Source organism: Candidatus Pseudothioglobus sp. Uisw_086, from assembly GCF_048085745.1.
GTDB lineage: Bacteria > Pseudomonadota > Gammaproteobacteria > PS1 > Pseudothioglobaceae > Pseudothioglobus.
Genome location: NZ_CP159803.1, coordinates 1,743,684 through 1,765,129 on the forward strand (window position 1 = coordinate 1,743,684; position 21,446 = coordinate 1,765,129).

16 protein-coding genes and 1 tRNA gene are annotated in these 21,446 nt (G+C 37.3%); 8 read left to right on the forward strand and 9 right to left on the reverse strand.

Translation table 11 applies throughout. The annotated features are described in order from the left end of the window. Position 1: 1 nt before the first annotated feature. Genes ABXT49_RS08815 through ABXT49_RS08825 form a run of 3 tightly spaced genes read right to left on the reverse strand, consistent with a single transcriptional unit; the run spans position 2 to position 3,296 of the window. On the reverse strand, positions 2 to 1,291 hold the full coding sequence (locus ABXT49_RS08815) for a class I SAM-dependent methyltransferase (protein ID WP_416652053.1): 1,290 nt from the start codon (positions 1,289 to 1,291) through the stop codon (positions 2 to 4). Next, a complete protein-coding gene (locus tag ABXT49_RS08820; RefSeq protein ID WP_416652055.1) occupies positions 1,288 to 2,052 on the reverse strand; it encodes a DUF1365 domain-containing protein in 765 nt (254 codons plus the stop codon). The genes ABXT49_RS08815 and ABXT49_RS08820 overlap by 4 nt, the downstream gene beginning before the upstream one ends. Next, complete coding sequence (locus ABXT49_RS08825; protein ID WP_416652056.1) at positions 2,049 to 3,296, reverse strand: NAD(P)/FAD-dependent oxidoreductase; 1,248 nt, start codon at positions 3,294 to 3,296, stop codon at positions 2,049 to 2,051. Before ABXT49_RS08825 ends, ABXT49_RS08820 begins: the two co-directional genes overlap by 4 nt. Before the next feature lie 369 nt (positions 3,297 to 3,665). Here ABXT49_RS08825 and rpsB point away from each other — a divergent pair, with 369 nt between their 5' ends. Together rpsB and tsf are read left to right on the forward strand one after the other, a co-directional pair. Beyond that, positions 3,666 to 4,709 (forward strand): 30S ribosomal protein S2, encoded by a 1,044-nt coding sequence (rpsB, locus tag ABXT49_RS08830; RefSeq protein WP_416652058.1) that lies wholly within the window; start codon positions 3,666 to 3,668, stop codon positions 4,707 to 4,709. Between the two features lie 33 nt (positions 4,710 to 4,742). Beyond that, on the forward strand, positions 4,743 to 5,621 hold the full coding sequence (tsf, locus tag ABXT49_RS08835) for a translation elongation factor Ts (protein WP_416652059.1): 879 nt from the start codon (positions 4,743 to 4,745) through the stop codon (positions 5,619 to 5,621). A gap of 64 nt (positions 5,622 to 5,685) precedes the next feature. Here the strand turns inward: tsf and ABXT49_RS08840 are convergent, their stop codons facing one another. Continuing rightward, on the reverse strand, positions 5,686 to 8,157 hold the full coding sequence (locus ABXT49_RS08840) for an efflux RND transporter permease subunit (RefSeq protein ID WP_416652060.1): 2,472 nt from the start codon (positions 8,155 to 8,157) through the stop codon (positions 5,686 to 5,688). 232 nt (positions 8,158 to 8,389) lie between these two features. On the opposite strand from ABXT49_RS08840, the gene ABXT49_RS08845 reads away from it, so the two are divergent. From ABXT49_RS08845 to ABXT49_RS08870, 6 genes are read left to right on the forward strand one after another with little or no spacing between them, the layout of a single operon-like run. Beyond that, positions 8,390 to 8,650 (forward strand): hypothetical protein, encoded by a 261-nt coding sequence (locus ABXT49_RS08845; protein ID WP_416652062.1) that lies wholly within the window; start codon positions 8,390 to 8,392, stop codon positions 8,648 to 8,650. Between the two features lie 5 nt (positions 8,651 to 8,655). Beyond that, entirely contained in the window at positions 8,656 to 11,652 is a 2,997-nt protein-coding gene (locus ABXT49_RS08850) for a PEP-utilizing enzyme (RefSeq protein ID WP_416652063.1), read from the forward strand. Next, the gene (locus tag ABXT49_RS08855; protein WP_416652065.1) at positions 11,649 to 12,275 is read left to right on the forward strand and encodes a gamma-glutamyl-gamma-aminobutyrate hydrolase family protein; all 627 of its coding nucleotides are present in this window, start codon (positions 11,649 to 11,651) and stop codon (positions 12,273 to 12,275) included. Before ABXT49_RS08850 ends, ABXT49_RS08855 begins: the two co-directional genes overlap by 4 nt. Continuing rightward, the gene (locus ABXT49_RS08860; protein ID WP_416652067.1) at positions 12,272 to 13,051 is read left to right on the forward strand and encodes an NTP transferase domain-containing protein; all 780 of its coding nucleotides are present in this window, start codon (positions 12,272 to 12,274) and stop codon (positions 13,049 to 13,051) included. The genes ABXT49_RS08855 and ABXT49_RS08860 overlap by 4 nt, the downstream gene beginning before the upstream one ends. 1 nt (position 13,052) lies before the next feature. Further along, the gene (locus ABXT49_RS08865) at positions 13,053 to 14,195 is read left to right on the forward strand and encodes a CDP-glycerol glycerophosphotransferase family protein (protein ID WP_416652068.1); all 1,143 of its coding nucleotides are present in this window, start codon (positions 13,053 to 13,055) and stop codon (positions 14,193 to 14,195) included. Further along, on the forward strand, positions 14,192 to 16,825 hold the full coding sequence (locus ABXT49_RS08870; protein WP_416652069.1) for a hypothetical protein: 2,634 nt from the start codon (positions 14,192 to 14,194) through the stop codon (positions 16,823 to 16,825). Before ABXT49_RS08865 ends, ABXT49_RS08870 begins: the two co-directional genes overlap by 4 nt. A 200-nt stretch (positions 16,826 to 17,025) precedes the next feature. Here ABXT49_RS08870 and ABXT49_RS08875 read toward each other — a convergent pair whose 3' ends face one another. From ABXT49_RS08875 to ABXT49_RS08895, 5 genes are all read right to left on the reverse strand, one after another. Next, positions 17,026 to 17,937 (reverse strand): DMT family transporter, encoded by a 912-nt coding sequence (locus ABXT49_RS08875; protein ID WP_416652071.1) that lies wholly within the window; start codon positions 17,935 to 17,937, stop codon positions 17,026 to 17,028. 86 nt (positions 17,938 to 18,023) lie between these two features. Beyond that, positions 18,024 to 18,108: transfer RNA gene (locus ABXT49_RS08880), tRNA-Leu, on the reverse strand. Positions 18,109 to 18,113: 5 nt separating this feature from the next. Next, a complete protein-coding gene (secG, locus tag ABXT49_RS08885) occupies positions 18,114 to 18,443 on the reverse strand; it encodes a preprotein translocase subunit SecG (RefSeq protein ID WP_416652072.1) in 330 nt (109 codons plus the stop codon). Position 18,444: 1 nt separating this feature from the next. Beyond that, positions 18,445 to 19,191 (reverse strand): triose-phosphate isomerase, encoded by a 747-nt coding sequence (gene tpiA, locus ABXT49_RS08890; protein ID WP_416652073.1) that lies wholly within the window; start codon positions 19,189 to 19,191, stop codon positions 18,445 to 18,447. Between the two features lie 95 nt (positions 19,192 to 19,286). Next, positions 19,287 to 21,356, reverse strand: coding sequence for an FAD-dependent oxidoreductase (locus ABXT49_RS08895; RefSeq protein WP_416652074.1), 2,070 nt, complete (start codon positions 21,354 to 21,356; stop codon positions 19,287 to 19,289). Positions 21,357 to 21,446: the final 90 nt, after the last annotated feature.

Below are 21,446 nucleotides of genomic sequence, written 5' to 3' on the forward strand. Positions count from 1 at the left end.
TTTAGTGTGTAATTTTAATGTTTTTGGAGTCAGGTTTAGCAAATATAAACTGAAAATCACTAATTAGGTTTTCAAGAAATCCCGCTTCACAGTAGACTAGGTAAAAAACCCAAATCCTTATAAAAGGATCTGAAAAACCAAGCTCTCTCACTTGCGGCAATACATTTTCAAAGTCTTTACGCCATATCTCGAGTGTCCTTGCATAGTGAAGAGTTATATCTTCAGAGTCAACCATAATTAAATCCGTTTTATCTTTGATGGCTTTCTCAACTTGTGACAATGAGATAAGACATGAGCCAGGAAAAATATATTTTCTGATAAAGTCTACCGAATTTTTATAGGCATTAAAGTCTGGGTCGTTATATGTTATTCCTTGAAGCGCCATTAAACCATTTTTCTTCAGCAATGAAGAGGCCTTTTCAAAGAAGCCAGGCACAAAGTCAGACCCAACAGCCTCTATCATTTCAATTGAAACAACCTTATCAAAAACACCCTCAAGCTCTCTATAATCTTTGTTTAGTAAAGTTATTTTATTATCTAAATTCTCCTTACTAATCAGCTCAGCAACATAATTAAACTGATTGTCTGATATAGTCGTAGTGGTAACTTTACAGCCATAATTTTTGGCTGCATGTGTTGCAAAGCTTCCCCATCCCGTTCCTATTTCAAGAACATGGTCACTACTATTAAGGTTTAGTTTTCGACATAGCCTATCCAGCTTTTCTATCGAGGCATCAAGCATACTTGACTTCTTGTTTAGAAAAATGCCGCTTGAGTAAGTCATGGTTGAGTCGAGCCATAGCTTATAAAAATCATTACTCAGATCGTAGTGTGCCAAGATATTACTCTTACTTCCTTTTAAGGTGTTTTGTCTAAGCCTATGGATTATTTTAGTGATTGGATTTGTTAATCTTGCAAGTCCAGATTCAAGCCCCTCCATAGTTTTTTTATTTCTAATAATGAGCTGAATTAATTGAACCAAATTATCTGCAGACCAATAACCAGAAGTGAAGGCTTCTGCTGCGCCATTGGTTCCGCCACTCCCTAAAAAAACATAAAACTCTTGAGATGAAACGGTTAAGGTTGCCTTAAGCTCAGATTTAGGAATGCCAAATACGTGAATTTCAGAACCGTCAATTATTGTCAGCTCACCAGTCTTTAAGCCCTTCAGTTTTTTAAATAAAATCATTTTAAAGAAAGAAGTCATTCTAGTACTTCTTTGCATTTCTTGAATATTATTTGCTAGGCCATCAACTGAAAGTCTATCTTTAGTTTGAATTTCTTGAGTCATAGTTTGTCAGGATGTGTAAAAAATGGAGCTCTTTTTATATAGAGCATAAATGCTTGCCAATGGATTCTATATATAACCATCAGCGTGATAAATGGAAACCTGGAAATTGCTTTAACAAGCCCTGCGTTTGAAAATGCACGCCTCTTTAAGTCAAGCGAAACATTAAAAACCTTTTCACCATCTTTAAAGTTTTTCATTTTTACATTTAGAGAGTCTTTGGGCTGTGAGAAAAACCACTCATAATCATGGTCCATTCCCCAAAAAGGGCTTACATGTAGTTGTTTTTTTGGAGTGGCGATAAACCCTGCCCTAGTATTATTTTCTGTTTGCTCTTCAATAATGTAGGCATGCCTTTCTTTCCATGGTGTGTTTGTTACTTCAGCCATTATGGCCTCAACCTTTTGGTCTAAATCATCAAAACAGTAATAAAAACTTACTGGATTAAAACAATGTCCAAAGTATCTCAAGTGCGTCAGTAGTCTAATTGGCCCATTAAAAACTTTACCAGTTTTTTCATGTAGTGTTTTTCGAACCGCACTATCTAATTCTAAGTCTGGGTCTCCATGGTAGTCCTTCCTTTTAAATGAAACAAGCGCAGGCTTATTAATGTTCCAAAGAAGTGATGGCTTCATCGTAGATGCTAAAGACGAGATATCAATATAGGCCATAAAAATTGGGTATGAAAAAAACCGCTTAAACGGAGTGTGTCGCTGATGACTAATCGTACCCCAATACAGTTGGTGATTTTTAGAGAGCATCATAAGGCCTTATGAAAAAAACTATAAATATCAAGGGCGCTGTTAACGCCATCCTCATGAAAACCATTACCCCAATATGCTCCGCAATAAAAAGTGTTATTTACACCACTTATTTTATTCTTTTCTTTTTGTGCTTTAACGCCCTTGACCGTGAAAAGAGGATGGTGGTAGACTAAAGTCTTAATTATTTTGCTTTTATCAACATCCCCATTACTATTTAGGGTTACTAAAAAATTAGTATTCGACTTTAATGATTGCAAAATATTCATGTTATAGGTTAGCGTCACCGGCTTACTTTGATCACCGCTCAAAAGGTAGTTCCAACTAGACCATGTTATTTTCTTTTTAGGCAATATAGAAGAGTCTGTGTGCAGCAGTGCCACATTTTTTTGATAAGGCAGGGAGCCTAAAATTTTAACCTCTTCTTCACTAGGATCTTCTAATAATTCCAGTGCTTGATCACTGTGTGTTGCAAATATAACTTTATCAAACTGATGAGAGGCCTCATCCTTTCCATAAAAAACCTCAACACTATTTTTGCTTCTTATAACTTTTAAAACTGGGGTTGAAAGCAAAATTTTATTTTTAAATCCTGCAATTATTTTTGGTATATATGCTTTTGAGCCGCCCTTAATTACGAACCATTGGGGACGATTAAATATTTGAAGTAGTCCATGGTTTTTGAAAAATCTAATATAAAAAACTGCTGGCATTTCTGTTGTTTTTTTCGCTGCTGTTGACCATATGGCAGCGCCCATTGGAATTATATAGTGCTCAATAAAGTTCTTACTAAATTTATGGACCATCAAAAAATCATAAATTGTTGTTGACTCGCTGAGGTTATTTAGCTTTGCCACTGAGATGCGATTAAACCTTAATATGTCTTTAAGCATCAACAAAAAAGAGGGCCTAAAGATATTTAGGCGTTGAGCAAATAAGGAATTTAAAGAGCCTCCAGAATATTCAAGGTTTTTTTCTGGCGCCTTAACGCTAAAACCCATGGAGGTTTGTTGTGTATCAACTTTGAGTTTTTGAAGAAGCTTTATAAAATTAGGATATGTGTTTTCGTTATAAACAATAAAGCCAGAATCAATCAGCCACTTCTTTTTATCTACCTCAATTTGATGGGTATGAGTGTGTCCACCAATATAATCATTGGCCTCTAAGATAGTAATATCATGTTCTTTGTGAAGAAGATATGCGGCTGTTAGGCCAGATATCCCACTTCCAATAATAGCAATTTTCATATCATGAAATCAAATATGTATTATGGAGCCTCCTTATTAGGCTAGATACATATAGCAACCAACATTTGGTCATAAGTATTTTTAAAAGGGATAATTATAAAGGGTGTTTTTTTGAGTTGTATGTTTTTTTAGTGAAGAGGGTTGTGGATGGCTTTATACAAAGGAATTAGGGAAAATAGGCTTTGCTTAATTCAAAAAAATATGGGATAATCGTCGCCTTTCAGACAATATGAGCTGGAGGAAGGGCTAACTAGATGTTTATAAAGTTAGTATTTTAATGTATCACACAGAGCCCCAATATTAGCCAGGGTGCCTTTTTAATAAGGTTGGTTGATAGGCAATGTGGAAGTCTTAACCCAGGAGAAAAATATGGCGAAAGCGTCAATGAAAAAAATGTTAGAGGCAGGTGTTCATTTTGGTCACAGGTCTCGTTTTTGGCATCCAAAAATGGAGCCTTTTATCTACGGAACACGAAACGGTGTTCACATAATTAACCTAGAAAAAACCCTGCCACAATTCAACGATGTACTCAACTTTGCAAGCAAAACTGCTGCTGCTGGTGGGTCAATCCTTTTTGTTGGTACGAAGAGAGCGGCAAGCAACATTATTAAAGAAGAGGCAATTCGATGTGGAATGCCTTATGTCAACCATCGCTGGCTAGGCGGCATGATGACGAATTATAAAACTATTAAAGCTTCTATCAAACGCCTTAAGGATCTTGAATTTCTTGCGGAAGAAAATTTTTCTCAGTTTACAAAAAAAGAAGCGCTCATTATGTCCAGAGAGATGGAAAAACTTGAGAGAAGTCTTGGTGGAATTAAAGACTTAGGAAGCATTCCTGATGTTATTTTTGTAGTTGATATTGGTCATGAAAAAAATGCAGTTCGTGAAGCTCACACTTTACAACTTCCAATTATTGGCGTTGTTGACACAAACCACAGCCCAGAAGGAATCGATTATGTTATAGCAGGAAATGATGATTCAATAAGAGCCATTGGTTATTATGCTAGAGAAATTGCTAATGCGATACTAGAGGCTAAAGCTTCAATCGTAGAAACCAAAGCTGCAGTTAAGAAATCTGCGCCTTCTGCTAAGACAGAAGCTGTTGCTGAGGATAAAAAGCCCGCTGCTAAGACAGAAGCTGTTGCTGAGGATAAAAAGCCCGCTGCTAAGACAGAAGCTGTTGCTGAGGATAAAAAGCCCGCTGCTAAGACAGAAGCTGTTGCTGAGGATAAAAAGCCCACTACGAAGAAGTCTGCTGCTAAGAAGCCTGCTGCTAAGACAGAAGCTGTTGCTGAGGATAAAAAGCCCGCTGCGAAGAAGTCTGCTGCTAAGAAGCCTGCTGCTAAGAAGCCTGCTGCAAAGAAGCCTGCTGCAAAGAAGCCTGCTGCAAAGAAAGCAGACACTGAATAAATAGCTATACAGAGTATATATAGGAGACAAATTATGGCAATTACAGCCGCTTTAGTTAAAGAACTAAGAGAAAGAACTGGTGCAGGCATGATGGACTGCAAAAAAGCTTTAGTTGAGACCAATGCAGATTTGGAGGCGGCAATTGATTTAATGCGCGCATCTGGAGCAGCAAAAGCTGCGAAAAAAGCTGGTCGCGTAGCCTCTGAAGGGCTTGTAAACGTTACTATTAGTGAAGATAAAATGCACGCTGCAATTCTTGAGGTTAATTCTGAAACAGACTTTGTAACTAAGGGCTCAGCCTTTATTGACTTTGTTGATACTTTAGGCGCTCTAGCTTTAAAAAACAAACCAGAATCTGTTGAGGTCTTTTCAAAGCAAAAGCTAGACTCAGGCGTTACTGTTGACCAGGCGAGAGAAGAAATAATCGCTAAAATTGGTGAAAATGTATCGGTTAGAAGAGTTCAAATTGTCAGCACTGAAAATGGCGTTTTGGGCGCATACAAGCATGGTGAGAGAATTGCTGTTCTTACAGTGTTATCATCAAATGATGCAGAACTTGCAAAAGATGTTGCTATGCATATTGCAGCCTCAAAGCCTGAATGTGTAAGTGAAGACCAGCTCTCAGCAGAACTTCTTGAAAGAGAAAAAGCAATTTTTATTGAGCAAGCAAAAGAAAGTGGCAAGCCTGACAATATTATTGAAAAAATGATCGTTGGCAGAATGAAAAAATTTGTCAACGAAGTTACTCTTTATGGTCAGTCTTTTGTTAAAGACCCAGATACAACAGTTGGCGCTTTAGTGAAATCTAAAAATTCAGAGGTTGAGTCTTTTATTCGATATGAGGTTGGTGAAGGCATTGAGAAAAAAGAAGATAATTTTGTTGAAGAGGTTATGGCCCAAGCTCAAAGTTAAAACTAAATCTTTTCAAAAAAAAGGCGCCTTAGGCGCCTTTTTTTATAATTAAAATTTACAATACTTACATACTGGTCTTGTCTTTAATAATTAACTTCATTATTGCAGGCATTAAGAAAAAGTCTGCCAATACTGCTACCAAAATCGCACTAGCTGTTAAAACACCAAAGTCAAACATGTTGTTCATTTGAGAAAATGTCAGCACAAGGAAGCCAAGAGCGAGGACTATAGAAGTTAGTGTAATAGCTCTTCCAGTACCGAGCAATGTGAGCCTTACTGCCTTATCAACATCATTATATTGAAGCTCATATCTTCTAAAGTTATGCATAAAGTGAACGGTATCGTCAACAGCAAGTCCAAGTGCTATTGCACCAATTAATAAAGTAAACATGTCAAGAGGCATTTTAAAAACAACCATAATTGTTGAAAGAAAAATTATAGGCAAAATATTTGGAATCATACTAATTAGACCAATTTTTAAGTTGCCTATTAATAGCACCATAAGAATAGTGATTAATGAAAAGGCAAGGACATAACTAAACGCACTACTATAAATCGCCTCTTCAAAAGTTACAGTCATAAGAGTTCCAATACCAGTGAAAGTAACTTTAGCAAGAGAGCCAAACTTTTGGTCTAAGTAGGCCTGTGCATTGTCTATAAAAATATTAGCTTCAAGTGAGTCGATAAAAGGGGTTTTTAGTGTTAGCCGGGCTTTAGAATAATTTGCATCTACAAGACTAGAAAGATCATCATTGCCGCTACTTTCAAAAAGCAAAAATTCCTGAGCAATCAGATCAGAGTCTTCAGGAATAGCATAATACTCTTCACGATTTTCATTAAGCGCTCTATTTGTTTCCTTAATAACATCAATATAACTAATAACCTTCCCAACAAACATGTTTCCTGTTGAGATGGAATTTATATTTTGGGAAACGTCATCAATTACCCTTAAAAGCTCTGGGTTATAAAGGCCGTTTGTTTCTCCAGTATCAATAATGACCTCAAGCGTAAGGGAGCCCTTAAGATTTTCATCAACTGCCTCAGTTGCAATGCGGGCAAAATTATCTTCTGGAAGCCATTGAAGTGGAAAGTGTGAAAACCTAAGCTGTGACGCAACAATAGCTGCGCAAATAATTAATACAGCACTTACCAACACTATAAGCTTTGGGCGTCCAGTTGCAAACACACTTATTCCAATAAGAGATCTGTCCATTAAGGTTTGGCCTTCTTTATCTGAGTTAGTCTTAAGAGCTTTAACTCTAGTTATAGATATTAAAGCAGGGAGGAAGATGAGGGTAAAAACCAAACCAATCATTACACCACTACTGGCAAAAATACCAAGGTCGGCTACCGGCGCAACTCCAGAAAAAGAGAAGGACCACAAGCCAACAGCTGTGGTAATAGAAGTCATTATAATCGCAAGTCCAGAGTGGCCCATTGCATACCTCAAAGACACTTTTTTATCGTTTGTTTTTGAAAAGTCTTTATAGAAAACAGCCAATAAATGTATGGAAGCACTAGTCACCACTGCCAATAAAAAGGTTGGCATAATTTGGGTAGCCATTGTAAAAGGAGCTGAAAATACTGACATTAATGAAACGGTTGTTATAAGTGTGAGAGATACGCAGGCTAATGGCAATATAACGCCTGAAATACGCCTAAATAGAGCAAACAAAACAATCATAATAACAATCATCATTAAGCTAATAAAGATAACTGAATCGTTCATTAAGGCTTGCTTGAAAATTCCCGCAATTGCCGCTGAGCCTGATAAGTATATTTCAAAATTATCATCATCAAAACGCTGCATGATGCTCTGTGTTTTTGAAATTATTTCGTCGTTCTCAACATCAGTTAAATAAACCCTCTGTCCGCCCACACTATCATCATCAAACTCTAGGCCATCATCAAACTCTAGGCCATCATCAAACTCTAGGCCATCATCAAACTCTAGGCCATCATCAAACTCAAATTTTTCTGACTCATTTGATATCCCATTATTGGAGTATGTTTCTGTGTCTATCGTAACAGTAGTCATAGTATAGTCCTCACTGTAAAGTGAGTTTTTATAGAGACTATTGTTGATGACTGTTTCTTTTAGTTTAAATAATTCCGCCTTAGTTTCAGGAAGGCTGTCGATTAAAGGCTCAACAATTAACTCACCCTCAATTCCATAAGTATTTCTAGCATTTATTAGGGAGTCAACGCCCTTAATATTTGGAAGTTCGTTCTCTAGGGCATCATGAAAACTATCAAGCTTCTTTAAGAAGCTTAAGTCAAAAATGTTTTCAGTTTTTATAGCGATCATTAACTTTTCATCTCTACCAAACTGGTCTCTAAATATGTCATACTCAACACGCATTGGGTCTGTTTTATGTAAAAACCCTTCGGTAGTAGTGTCAATCTTTAAGGATGGTAGTTGTGAGCCAAGAGCGGCCACAAGAAGAAAAATAACTAGTATTGTTTTCTTTGCGTTTTCAAAAAGCCAATCAGAAAATACCTCTATTTTTGCTTCAGTTTTTGTTCGCCAATTCATTTTTATAACATGCTATTAAAATAATTTTTAATCTTTATTAGTAAAATAAAGCACAAGTATTATATGGTAAATATTGGATTTATTTATAATCAAATCTAGCCTAAGATTTAATGGGATTTAAAAACTTCATTTTCAAATAATTAGATAGGAGCCTGGCATGAACAGTCCAATTAACTATATAATATATTTGCGGTATTTTGTTTCCGAATGTTTTTATAACAAACCTTCTTTCATGAAAAAACTGACTTTTATCTTCACTACATTAGCCATCTTGCCAAATATAGCTCATGCCTATATAGATCCTGGCTCGGGTAGTGCAATTATGGCAGCAGTTATGTTTGGGTCTCTTGCAGCAAGTATGTATATTAAAACCTATTGGTATAAACTAAAAGCTCTGTTTAGTGGAAAGAAAAACGACTCAGTAGCCTCACAGCAAGCAAAAGAATCCACCAGAGATAATAAAACAAATGCCAATAAGAATAGCTCCTCCTAATAAAGATGGCTTTAGATATCTTTATTTTAGGAGCTGCTAAGCCTGCGGTAGGAGAAAACCCTGTTGCTCTTCAAAAAATTGGACATGCAACTACGGTTATTGACTGGCAGTTAGATAGTTTTACTGGCCTGGAATATGGAAAAATTAACTTTTTAGGTGGGTACCATATCGATGATATTATTCATCACTGTCCCCAAATTAACTATGTTCTCATTAAAGACTGGCAACACAAGTCTGTATTAAACACCTTATTACAAGGGCCTTTGACTGGAAAATCTGCCCTAATAACCTATGCTGATACAATTTTTCGTCAACATGTTATTAAAGAGCTAGCAGCAAGTGAGGCAGACCTAAGCATAGCAATTGACATTAACTATCAGCATCGATTTAGCACGCGATCGGCTACAGATTTGGCTATAGCAGAAATTATTATCCCCACTCAAGGTAAATTTAAAGGATGTAAAGCAGAGTTTACAGGGCTAATTCACTGCAAACCTCACATTACAAATATTATAAGCAAGCTAAGCTGTCAAGATGTTGGTAAAAATCTTCTAGATTTAATTTCTTATCTACAAAAAGCAGGGCACAAGCTAGAGTTTATCGATGTTGGCAATAATTGGGCGGAGCTAAACGAGCCAGCTGATATTGCTAGGTTTATATTGGGCAATAAGGCAGACTCACTTGCTCGTCTTGCGCCCATGGTTCGTAATAGCCATATTGGCAAACAAATTAGTTTTTCAGTAAAAGATTGGTTGGGCAATGAGCGCCACATACTAAATAAAATATCTCTTGCCTTTCCAAAAACTCCTGTGGCAATTCGCAGCAGCTCCTCTAGCGAAGATGGATGGATAAAATCAGGTGCAGGTAAATATACTAGTATATTAGATATAGATAGCCAGTCTATTCCAAACTTAACTGTTGCTATTAATAAAGTTATAGCCTCCTATGGCTCGCATTTAGATAGAAAATATGACCAAGTCTTAGTCCAAGAGTTTATTCAAGATGTGCGTTGTGCTGGTGTCGTATTCACTTGTAGTTTAGAAACAGGTGCGCCTTATTATATTTTTAATTTTGACGATAATAGTGGGGTTACTAATAGCATTACTTCTGGCTTTTATAGTGACAGTCGCACTATAATTTTACAACATAGTCGCCCAGAGCAACTAGATGAAATCGAGCAAAAGCTTTCAGCTGTGCTAGATGCTGTCTCTGAAATTAGACAGCTAGTAGCTTTTGATAAGCTAGATATAGAATTTGCAATAGATAGTAAAGATCGGGTTCATACTTTTCAAGTCAGGCCAATCACCATAGACCATAGAGCCTATGAAAGCGTCAGCCATCTATTCGAAAAACAACTTCGCTCAAGTATAGGGCTTTTTAAATCATCACAAGCAGCGTCTCCCTTTGTATGTGGAGAGTCAACTTGCTTCAGCAATATGTCTGATTGGAACCCGGCAGAAATTATTGGCACCTCACCAAAGCCCTTGGCATTTAGCCTGTATACCAAACTAATAACTAATGATATTTGGGCCAAACAGCGATCAGAGTTTGGCTATAGAGATATCCGTCCCCAACCATTAATCATTTCTTTTTGTGGGAAACCATATGTCGATCTTCGTGCTAGCTTTAATACATTTATCCCTAAATCACTAGATGACAAATTAGCAAGCAAACTTGTGGCAGCTTACCTTTCTAATCTTAAATCTAACCCAAAATATCATGACAAAATTGAATTTGATGTAGCCTTAACTATCTGGACACCAAGTTTTAAAGATGACGCTAAAAACAGGCTTCTAAAGCACTCTATAACAGAGGTCGAAATATCGAGCTTGGAGGACAAGCTCAAATCAATAACTTGTAGGGCGGTAGTAAATCTTGAGAAGGATGTTGCATCTATTACGAAGCTGGAGAAGCGGAGAGAAAAGCTAATATTATCTAAACTAAGCTCCTTGGACAAAGCCTATGCCTTATTAGACGATTGCCAACGTTTTGGAACTTTAGCTTTTGCACATGCAGCACGGCATGGTTTTATTGCCACAAGCTTTCTTAAAAGCTTTCAAAGGGAAGGCATGCTAACATTAAAACAATTTGACCAGTTTATGTTATCTATCAATACGGTTGTTAGTGACATACAAGCGGACCAACTTGAGCTAGTGAATGGAAACATTGGCATGGAAGGCCTAGTGGCGCGCTATGGACATCTTAGGCCAGGCACCTATGATGCCACAGCACAGGCCTACTGGGAAGACCCTCAACTATATTTAACTGGAAGCAAACGAAAGAAAACCAACAAAAGCACAATGCCATTGGTTTTATCTAAAACACAAGAGCGACAAGTATCCCTTGCAATAAGAGAAGTGGGTCTTCAATTATCTGTAACAGATTTTTTTGATTATCTTAAGCGAGCAATCATTTCTCGTGAAGCCGTTAAATTAGCGTTTACTCATAACCTAAGTCTAGCACTAGATTATATTATAGATTTTGGCAAAGGCATTGGCATCAGTCGTGAAAACATTGTCTACCTAAACTATCATAACTTAACAAGCCTAAAACTTGGAACATTAGCTCACCATCAACTTGCTACAATTATTGGAGAGTCAGCCAAACAAGACAAGTTAAATAAAATGTTTGAACTGCCAGGTTTTATATGTGAGGCTAATGATTTTTATTGTTTCGAAAAGCATAGTGCACAAGCCAATTTTATTACTAATAAACAAGTTACTGCTAAAATAATGGCCTTGCGAACAGGTGGTACTAGTGATGTCAGTGGTCGTATTATTCTTATCCAACAGGCTGATCCAGGCTATGATTGGTTGTTTAGTTATAATATAGCAGGATTAATTACTCAGCATGGTGGGGCTAATTCACATATGGCAATCAGAACAGCAGAGTTAGGTATTCCAGCTGCTATAGGCGTGGGAGATAAAATCTATAATAAATTACTCTCAAGTGATAAAGTTAAACTCGACTGCAACAATAATAACATCGTAATAATTATATGAAAATACTCGCCATTAGCCAAAGGGTAGAAAGGATTGCCAAACATCAGGAGCAGCGTGATTGCCTTGACCAGCGATGGGCCTATCTTTCACATAATCTAGGGTTTATTCCAGTACCTCTTCCAAACTTATCTGCCCCTGAAGATATCATTAGCACTGTTCGTCCAGCAGCGATTTTACTCAGTGGAGGTGGGACTTTAACCAAACTAGACCCAACTGCAACAGATACATCTCCTGTCAGAGATAAATTTGAAGAAGAATTGTTAAGGCTGGCGATTAAAAACAATATTCCTGTTCTGGGCGTTTGTCGAGGAATGCAATTAATAAATATGTTTTTTGGAGGGGGGCTTTCAAAAGTCTCTGAACATGTTGCTTGTCGTCATCCAGTAGAGTTTATAGATCAGAATATATCGCTTAATTCGAGAGAAGTTAATAGTTTTCACAACTGGGGCATAAAAAAATCGCAACTGGCAGACACTCTAAGTCCATTTGCAATTTCACAGGATAAAACCATTGAGGGATTTAAGCATAAGGAACTTCCTGTCGCAGGCATTATGTGGCATCCAGAGCGCGAGCAGCCAAATAACGAAGAGGATCTGAGGATAATTAAAAACCTTCTATTATGACTAGAGCAATAATTTTAGCCGCAGGCCAAGGGAGTCGATTACAGCCTTTAACAAATAACAAGCCAAAGGCCTTAGTAGACTTACTAGGAACTTCTTTGCTTGATCGTCAAGTTAATATATTAAATTCTGCAAATGTAACAGACATTCAGGTTGTAGCAGGATATCATGCGAAAAAAATTCAAAAACTTGGCTATAGTTGCTCCATTAATTCTCAATATGCTAGCTGCAATATGGTTACTAGTTTATTTTGTGCTTTGCCTTTTATTAAGAAGTTGGGAGACTTAATTATTAGCTATGGTGACATTGTCTATCAAAAGAATAATTTACAACAAGTCATTAATAGTGATGCGCCAATAAGTGTAATGGTAGACAAGGGTTGGCGGAAGTATTGGGAGCTAAGGTTCATCGACCCTCTTTCTGACGCAGAAAGCTTAATCTTAAATTACAATAACACTATTGCACAGCTAGGAAAAAAAACTGAAAATTATGCAGATATTCAAGGCCAGTATACTGGCTTAATAAAAGTACGTAGTGATAAAATTTCTGAATTTATTGACTTTTATCACAAGCTAGACAAAACTCAAACCTATGATGGTCAAGATTTTAATAATATGTACATGACTAGTTTTCTACAGTTATTAATTGATGCTAAATGGCAAGTGCAGGCTGTGTGTGTTGATCATGGCTGGCTAGAAGTAGACTCCGTAAATGATCTAGAATTATATGAAAATCTAGCGATGAATAATAAATTAGACAGCTTTTGTAAGTTGAAATAATATGCTTAAGTTTCTGAAACAACTAAACTCAATGGTTGGCTTTATGAAACTTCCTAAAGCAGAGAAGCGTGTTGTTTTCTACTCTGAAGGTTCTGAATACTGGCCACACTTATCAGGACTTGTGATTGAATTATTAAAAATTACTAATATCCCCATATGCTATATAAGCTCAAACAAAAATGATCCAGGGCTTCAGCTAAACAGCCCTAACTATCGAGCTTTTTACATTGCAGACGGATATCCCACCACAGTTCTTTTTGCCAATATTGAGACAGATATCATGGTAATGACTATGCCAGATCTTGACACATATTACCTAAAGCGCTCAAAATATAAGGTTCATTATGTCTATATTCAACACTCTCTAGTAAGCTTGCATATGGCTTATCGGTCAAAAGCCTTTGATAATTTTGACACTATTTTCTGTGCAGGTAACTACCATATTAAAGAAATTCGCGCATTAGAAAAAACCTATAAACTTCCAGCTAAAAATTTAGTTAAGCACGGCTATAGTCGACTAGATGCAATTAGAGAAGAAGCATTCAATAGTCCAAAAATAGCTAGAGAAAGGGGTGCTCCAATAAACATACTTATTGCGCCCTCATGGGGAAAATATGGAATTATTGAAACCATAGGCCAAAAACTTATAGAGATATTATTGTCCAAAGGATTTAATGTAACGCTTCGACCACACCCACAAACCAAAAAACTAGCGGGTGGAAAGATAAAAAAAATTCTAAGACAGCATCAAGAAAATCCCTTGTTTCATCTAGAAATGAAAATATCTAGCCAAGTGTCTTTACATAAATCTGACCTGATGATTAGCGACTGGTCTGGTGCTGCATTTGACTATGCTTTTGGTTTAAATAAACCCATATTATTTATTGATATACCTCGAAAAGTTAATAATCCAGACTATAGGAAAATTGATATTGAACCAATAGAGGTATCTATTCGTTCACAAATTGGCGCCATCATTTCTATAGGGTCCATAGAAAGTATTTCTGAGAGCGTCAATTCTTTACTCAGTTCTTATGATGCCAAGAGACAGGAAGAGCTCAGCAATCAAATGGTTTTTAATATTGGGAAAGCAAATCAAGTTGGTGCAGATGCAATAAAAGGGCTGCTTAGTAAAAATTTATGAAAATAGCACATAAAAAAGCCGCCCATCTTCTTGCTTTTTTTAGCCTCGTTGTCTTTGTTGTTACTCCGGGGTTTTTTTATTTGTTTAATCGAGCTCAATGGAGTTATGATTATTGGCTTGTATTAATTTTTGCTATTTTGGGCGTTTTAAGCTTTATAGGCTTGTTTTGCATTTATTGCCTGATAAATAAGATTTCAAATAAACTTGCCTATATATTTGTTTACACTTTTTTTACACTAGGCCTGGTTACGTTATTAAATGACGTCTTCTCGCCCTTACAACTAGGGCCTCTAGATGGAAGGAGGCTGTATAGTGAAGAGCCATTATTCTTTACACTACTAGAATTAACTATTTCGTGCTTAGTCGTATTTTTTGTTTTTTTCTCACTTAGAAAAAACAAAAAGTGGATATATGAGATTACTAGAGCTGCTTATATTATGGGTGCAGGGTTAATTATTTTTGCCTTTGCCCTGCAGAGCACCTACCTAAACAAGGGGTCCTTAGCGGTTGCTAGCAAAAACCAATATTCAACTAAGCAACTACCAAACATATATCACATTCATGTTGAAGGTCTTCAAACAGATTATTTTCTAAGATATATGCATAATCGACCAAAGGCTAAAAAAGAGCTTATGGGGTTTACAATATTTGAAAAAAACATATCTAACTATCCCACAACCCTACAATCACAAGCTAGCTATTTGACGAGCACAACACATCTAAGTGGCAGGTTTGACAAATGGCTTAGAAAATATGATCAAGGCCTTTTAAATAATCTTAAAAAAACTGGCTATCAATTAACACAGCACTCCTTACGTCCTCTTGATAGTGCTGTATTTGATAGTACTATTGATTTAAAAAAAGCTTTAGATTATCAAGGCGCCCTTATTGTTGAGTTTACAAGAGTATGGCTGGCTAAAGTCAGTCCAAACTTTTTAACAAACGAGGTTCTTCCGATAGGTAAAAAACTTGGATCCAAATTTTTTAATATCTTAAACCCTAAAAGTTCAATCGGCACCCGATTAACTAAACAAGATGGCTCCTCAGCCTATTATGGAATATATGGCTTTAATGACCTGACGTCTCGTATCTCTGAACACCCCCCAACTAATCAATACATTTATTCAATAAATGACATTCTTCATGATGCGTATAAAGTATCTCCAGCATGCGAGTTTGAAAACAAACCTAATTTTTCTCTAGGGGAGCGATATTTTCGACAATTTGAATGCACGATGAGGCTTATTGATGGCTTTGTTACCGAGCTTAAAAACCTAAACCGTTTTAGTAATTCAATAATTATAATACATGGTGATCATGGATCACATTATGCGGGACAACTGCTAAATACTAAAGGCACTTCTTTTTCTACAAATAAGGACAGTATAAGTCAGCCGCCTTATGATTTGTCCATAGGTAGTTCTCGCTTGGTAGATTTAGAATCACAAGCTAGGGCTCTATTAATGATTAAGCCGCTTAATGCCCTAGGAGAAATGAAAATATCTGACACTCCTTCACAATTATTAGACATTTACCCAACAATTATGGGGCAAGTTGGGATTAAAAACTTAAAGGAGGTTGAAGGTATAGATATTTTTAACGACACTGTGACATTTAGCAAGCCACGTTATTTCTATTATATGAGTGCTTCTGCGTATGCAACTCAAGTAAGCAATGTCCACGCAATGACGCCCCAATATGATAAAAAATCAGGGGTTTTAAGGCTGGTTACTGAAAATATTGGAAAAACAACAGCTCAGTCTTTTTTTGAAAGCTCTGAAGATGTTAAAAAATATAAAGATATTGACTTCTTTTATAAAGTCCAAAATAGCAAAATAATAACAGATGTTGACTGGGTTTTTTTAGACGGAATAGGTGATCTTAACGATTGGGGGGCATGGACAATTAAAGATAATGCAACTATAGCCTTTGTTCCTAAAAATGCCAATACAGATGAGTACAAAACTTTGTCTTTAAAAATAATGGGCGCCTTTGTAAATGATAAAAACCAACAACTAAGCGCCGACCTCTACCTGAACAAAACACTAATTGGCTCATTAGAGTTTAACATGTCTAAAAGCGAGCACTCTTTCCCGGAAACTTTTGATTTTAGATTGCCAAAAAACTTGGTTATTAACGGCAAGCCCAATATATTTGAAATAAAGATGCTGGGTGCAAATTCCGAAAAAAATCTTGGTATTAGTGCAGATGCACGAAAGCTGGGTCTGGCTCTAGTTAGGCTGTCCTTAGATGAAAATAATTTTTCAACCATTAAATCTTTTAAAAACTTTTATCCTTGGGAAGGGAGTCCTGGCGATTTTCGTTGGGCCAAAAAAAACCCTAAAATAGTTTTTCAAAACCTAGGCCCAGAAAACACACTAGAGAGGTTAGCGTTTAGAATGGGCTCCTTGAATTATAGAAAAGTAGACATAGCACTTAATGGAATAATAATCGATTCTTTTGTTCTTGATCAAATAGAGCATACTGTTGACCTAATGTTAAACCTTATACCTGGAGAAAACATAGTAGAAATCATTTCAAATGAGCCAGCTGTTAATCCTCCTGGCTTAGATGATAGATTACTTTTGTTGAGCATTAAAGATGTTTACCCCCTTCATTTAAAAAATTGAGTTGATACTAGATAATTTTCTCTCTGTGCTGTAATGACATATAATTCTGTGATGAAAAATAAAGTTATTTTGCTCATTTTAAATGTACTAGGTTATTTTTACGCGTGCAAGCTGCAGGTTGAACTTCAGTAGCTGTAGCCCATCCATTTTTTTAGACTTTGATGCCTATTGGGGGAGGCCCAAGAGTTTGATCAGCTTTTTTATAGCGGCTCTATGATTGCTTTTGGTTTACTTTCTTGGTCTTGATTATTTTTCATTGCTCGCCAAGAGACATAAAGACCACTAAGAATAATAATAATTAATCCAAGTATCGCTTGAAGGTTTGGCAAAACATCAAAAACTAAATAGCTCAGAATAATGGCAACTACGATCTCAAAATAATTGAAGGGGCTTAGCTCTGATGCGCTAGCAAACTCAAAAGCCTTGATAATCATAAAGTGCGAAGCTGCAGCAAAAAAACCCATTGCTGCACCCATTAAAACGCCCTTCAAATCTGGAGTTGTCCAATAAGGCACAACAATTAACGACATAATAACTATTCCAACGATTGCAGAATAAAATAAAGTCAAAACTGGTGGGGCACGAAAAGATAATTTTTTGGTTATGATAATATAAAGGGCGTAGCAAAACCCCGCAACTAGGGCAAACAATAAAGTCGGATCAAACTGCTCGCTATCTGGCTGAAGAACTACTATAACTCCTATAAATCCTATTAGAACACCAACTCCAATAAATATATCAAAGCGCTCTCCTAGAATAAAGGGTGAGAGAACTGCAACAACAAGAGGAGAGATAAATAAAAGCGTAAGCGCTTCAGGAATATCGTTGGTTACAATGGCTGCAAAAAAGAATAGTGTTGCTAGCGTAAGCATCAAGCCCCGTAAAAACTGTAAGCCGGGCTTTTCAGGGATTGAAAATAACTTAACCTTTTGCCACATAATCATTGGCAACAACCAAACAGCATGGAAAAAAAACCGTGTCCATGTAACTTGTGTTACGTGATAACCCTCTTGACTTAAAAGTTTAGCAAAAATATCTAAAAAAGGAACAATAGTCATCCCTAAAAGCATTAAGCCTATTCCTTTAAGTACTTTTATATTCGTAATTTTCATTGGCTCTTAATTATAAAAGAATGCTGATTGTACATAACAACCTTAAGAAACTGTATGAATAAAGCTTGAGTTAAAACAACTATGTTTGGTGCCGTCGGACGGAGTCGAACCGTCACAGCTTGCGCTACAGCCCCCTCAAGGCTGCGTGTCTACCAATTTCACCACGACGGCTGTAATTAATTGCTGGGAATTTCGCTTGCGTCTGTATCAAGCCCATCATCACTCATAGTTGTCTGGGACATAATACTTTGGTCGGCCTCTGCTGCAGACCTTTCATTTGAAGCGAAGTAAGCAAGACTTATGCTGGTTATAAAAAAACCAATAGCCATGACTGCAGTTAATTTATATAAAAATGAATGCGCGCCTCTAGCTCCAAAAACTGAGCCTGCAGCCCCAGAACCAAATGCAGCGCCCGCATCTGCTCCCTTGCCGTGCTGTATTAATATTAGCCCGACTAGCCCAAGAGCCAATAGCACATGAATTACTAAAATTATTTGAAATGTCATATTAACCTGCCTTACATATTTGTAAAAAATCTTCTGCTTTTAGAGCAGCCCCACCAATAAGCCCGCCATCAATATCTGGGCAAGAAATTAACTCAACAGCATTACCTGCATTCATACTTCCACCATATAGTATAGGTGTTTTTTGAGCAATATTTTCACTACTCTCACCTAAAAGGTTTCGTATAAAAAAATGAACCGCTTGTGCTTGTTCCGGCGTTGCTGTCATGCCTGTTCCTATTGCCCAGACTGGTTCATAAGCAATAATAATACTGTCAAAAGACTCTATGCCAACTAACTCTATAACAGCATTAATTTGCTCCGCAACAACCACCTCAGTTTTTCCAGCCTCTCTCTGCTCTAGAGACTCTCCAACGCACAAGAGAGGTGACAAACCAGCATCTATTGCAGCTTTCGTTTTTTCGGCAACGACCGAACTTGTTTCGCCGTACAAACTTCTTCTTTCAGAGTGTCCAGCGATAACATGTTTTGCACCAAAGTCCTTTATCATGTCGGCACTAACTTCGCCAGTAAATGCGCCTGATGAGTTTATGTTAATGTTCTGGGCGCCAAGCTTTAAATTACTGCCTTCTATCAAAGACTCAACTTGGGACATATATGGAAAAGGAACACAAACCAAAACCTCTGAATTAATGCCTTCCATTCCAGACAATATTCCATCGATTAGGCTCTTAACAGAGGCCTTGCTGGCGTTCATTTTCCAGTTTCCAGCAATAATTGTCTTGCGCATACTTTATTAGGCCATACAAAAAGAGGGCAATGTTACTCTAAAACACGCACAAAATCAATTGTGAAATAGGCCTTAGCCCCTCTCCAGCATTGTCTTTACTTAAGACTTGGCATTTCACGCATAAACATGGCCTTTTGTATTTCTTGTTCTGACTCCTCAAAACTTTGCGCGGCGAGGTGGCCTAAAAAGACTGCATCTGCTATTAAACCTGGAGACTCGGCATCTCCAATTAACTGAATGTGTTTTGCTTCGCCCTGTTCAGTATTATTTTCTTGCTCCACAAGCTGATCATAGAGCGTAGTGTTTGGTATGCGCTCTGTAACCATTACTAGTGATGAACATTTTAAAAGTGAAATCTCTCCGGTAAATACACACTTAAGATTAAGATTACTCCCTTCAGCCTTATCTATGGTCTTATTGCAAATTACGTTAACGCCACTAACTAAAAGCGCCTTCTGAATTCTTTTTTGTTCTAGAGTTGACTCTGTCCATGGAGATACAACGCTTGCCGGAGTAATAAAAATTACTTCGTGTTCATCAACACTCAAATGGTCCGCAATTACCCCTGCCAAATATCCCTGCTCATCATCATAAACAACAATAGGGCCGCTTAAATTTGGGCTCTGCTTTATCGCTTCTTCTGGGGTTAGCACCTGAAGCGAATCTAGGCCTTGAACTGGTTTTCTTCTACTTCTGCCGACACCATCTTTGCGCCAACTTGACCCAGTAGCTAAAAATATATTATTGATTCCAAGTTCATTTATATGTGAAAGGGTTAATTCGCTTTCTTTGTAAATTTCAATATTGTTTTTTTGCTGTATCTCATAAATTCTATTATCAGAGACTCGTTTCCAAGCAGAAAGCCCTTTAAGCCCAGACTCAAAAAGCACTCTGCCTCCTAATTTATTATCTGCCTCTGCCAACGTAACATGATAACCACGTCTTGCTAGCTGCATAGTGCACTCTAACCCGGAAGGTCCAGATCCAATAACAAGTGCTTTTTGATCTGTCTTTTTAGGTTTAATTGATTCTGGGTCCCAGCCCCTTCTCCACTCTTCTCCCATAGTTGGGTTTTGTGTACAACGAATTGGAACTGCAAAATTATCGCTCGAGACGCAAATATTACAACCAATACATTCTTTTATTTGATCAGTCTTTCCAGCTTTTATTTTGTTAGGAAGATAAGGATCTGCTATTGAAGGTCTCGCTGCACCAATAAGATCTAAAGCTCCTCGCTCAATTAGGCTAACCATTAGGTCTGGAGATGTAAGCCGACCAACCCCAACTACTGGCTTTGTTGTTATGCTTTTCACAAATTCAACATATGGAATTTGATAGCCCTCATTTGGCTCAAAACGAGAAGTTTGTGAGTCATTAGCCCAGTCGGAAACATTTACATCCCAAAGGTCAGGAATTTCAGCCAGCATTTCAACTACCGCTCTTCCTTCCTCAAAGAATTGCATTCCGTCTGAACCCTTAAGCTCGTCAACAGCAAACCTAAAAGCTACTGCACAGGTGTCACCAACAGCATCTTTAGTTTCCTCTAGCAACTCCCGTGTTAAACGAACTCGGTTTTCAATACTTCCGCCATACTCATCAGTACGATCGTTAATTTCTGGAAGCAGAAATTCCTGGGTAAGCGTCATGCCATGGCCCGCATAAACATAAATAATATCAAAACCAGCGGCTTTTGCGTTTAAAGCGGCGTTACGATGCCAGCGCCTAAACTCAGCAATGTCTTTCTTATTCATGCGCCTAGTTTGTTTGGGATAAACAAGATCTATAGATTGGCTTACAGGCGAAATAACAGGGAGCCTTGAATATAAGTTAGCAGCATGGTTTCCATTGTGGGCTAATTCTATTGCTGCAAGAGCCCCATGCTCATGAACAGCTTCTGTCATAAGACTTAGAGCTGGAATATCTCTTTTGTCCCATATTCTTTGTTCAACATATGGCGATAAATCGGAGGTGGGGTGTATTTCTGACTCCTCTGTACTAACGACCCCCCACCCACCTTTTGCTTTTAAGGCCCTCATAGCAGCGTGCGCTTGTGGCCTTTGATGCCCCATACCACAACAATGTGGAACTTGATAAAAGCGATTTTTTGTAACAACAGGGCCAATCTTGACAGGCTCAAAAAGTCTACTATAGGGGGTTTTTTTCATTAATCAGTTTTCCAGCTTGAAGGTCAAATTTTTTATGTTTTATTAGTTAAATTATATAGATGTGGAGTTAATAAAGAACAACAAATCCAA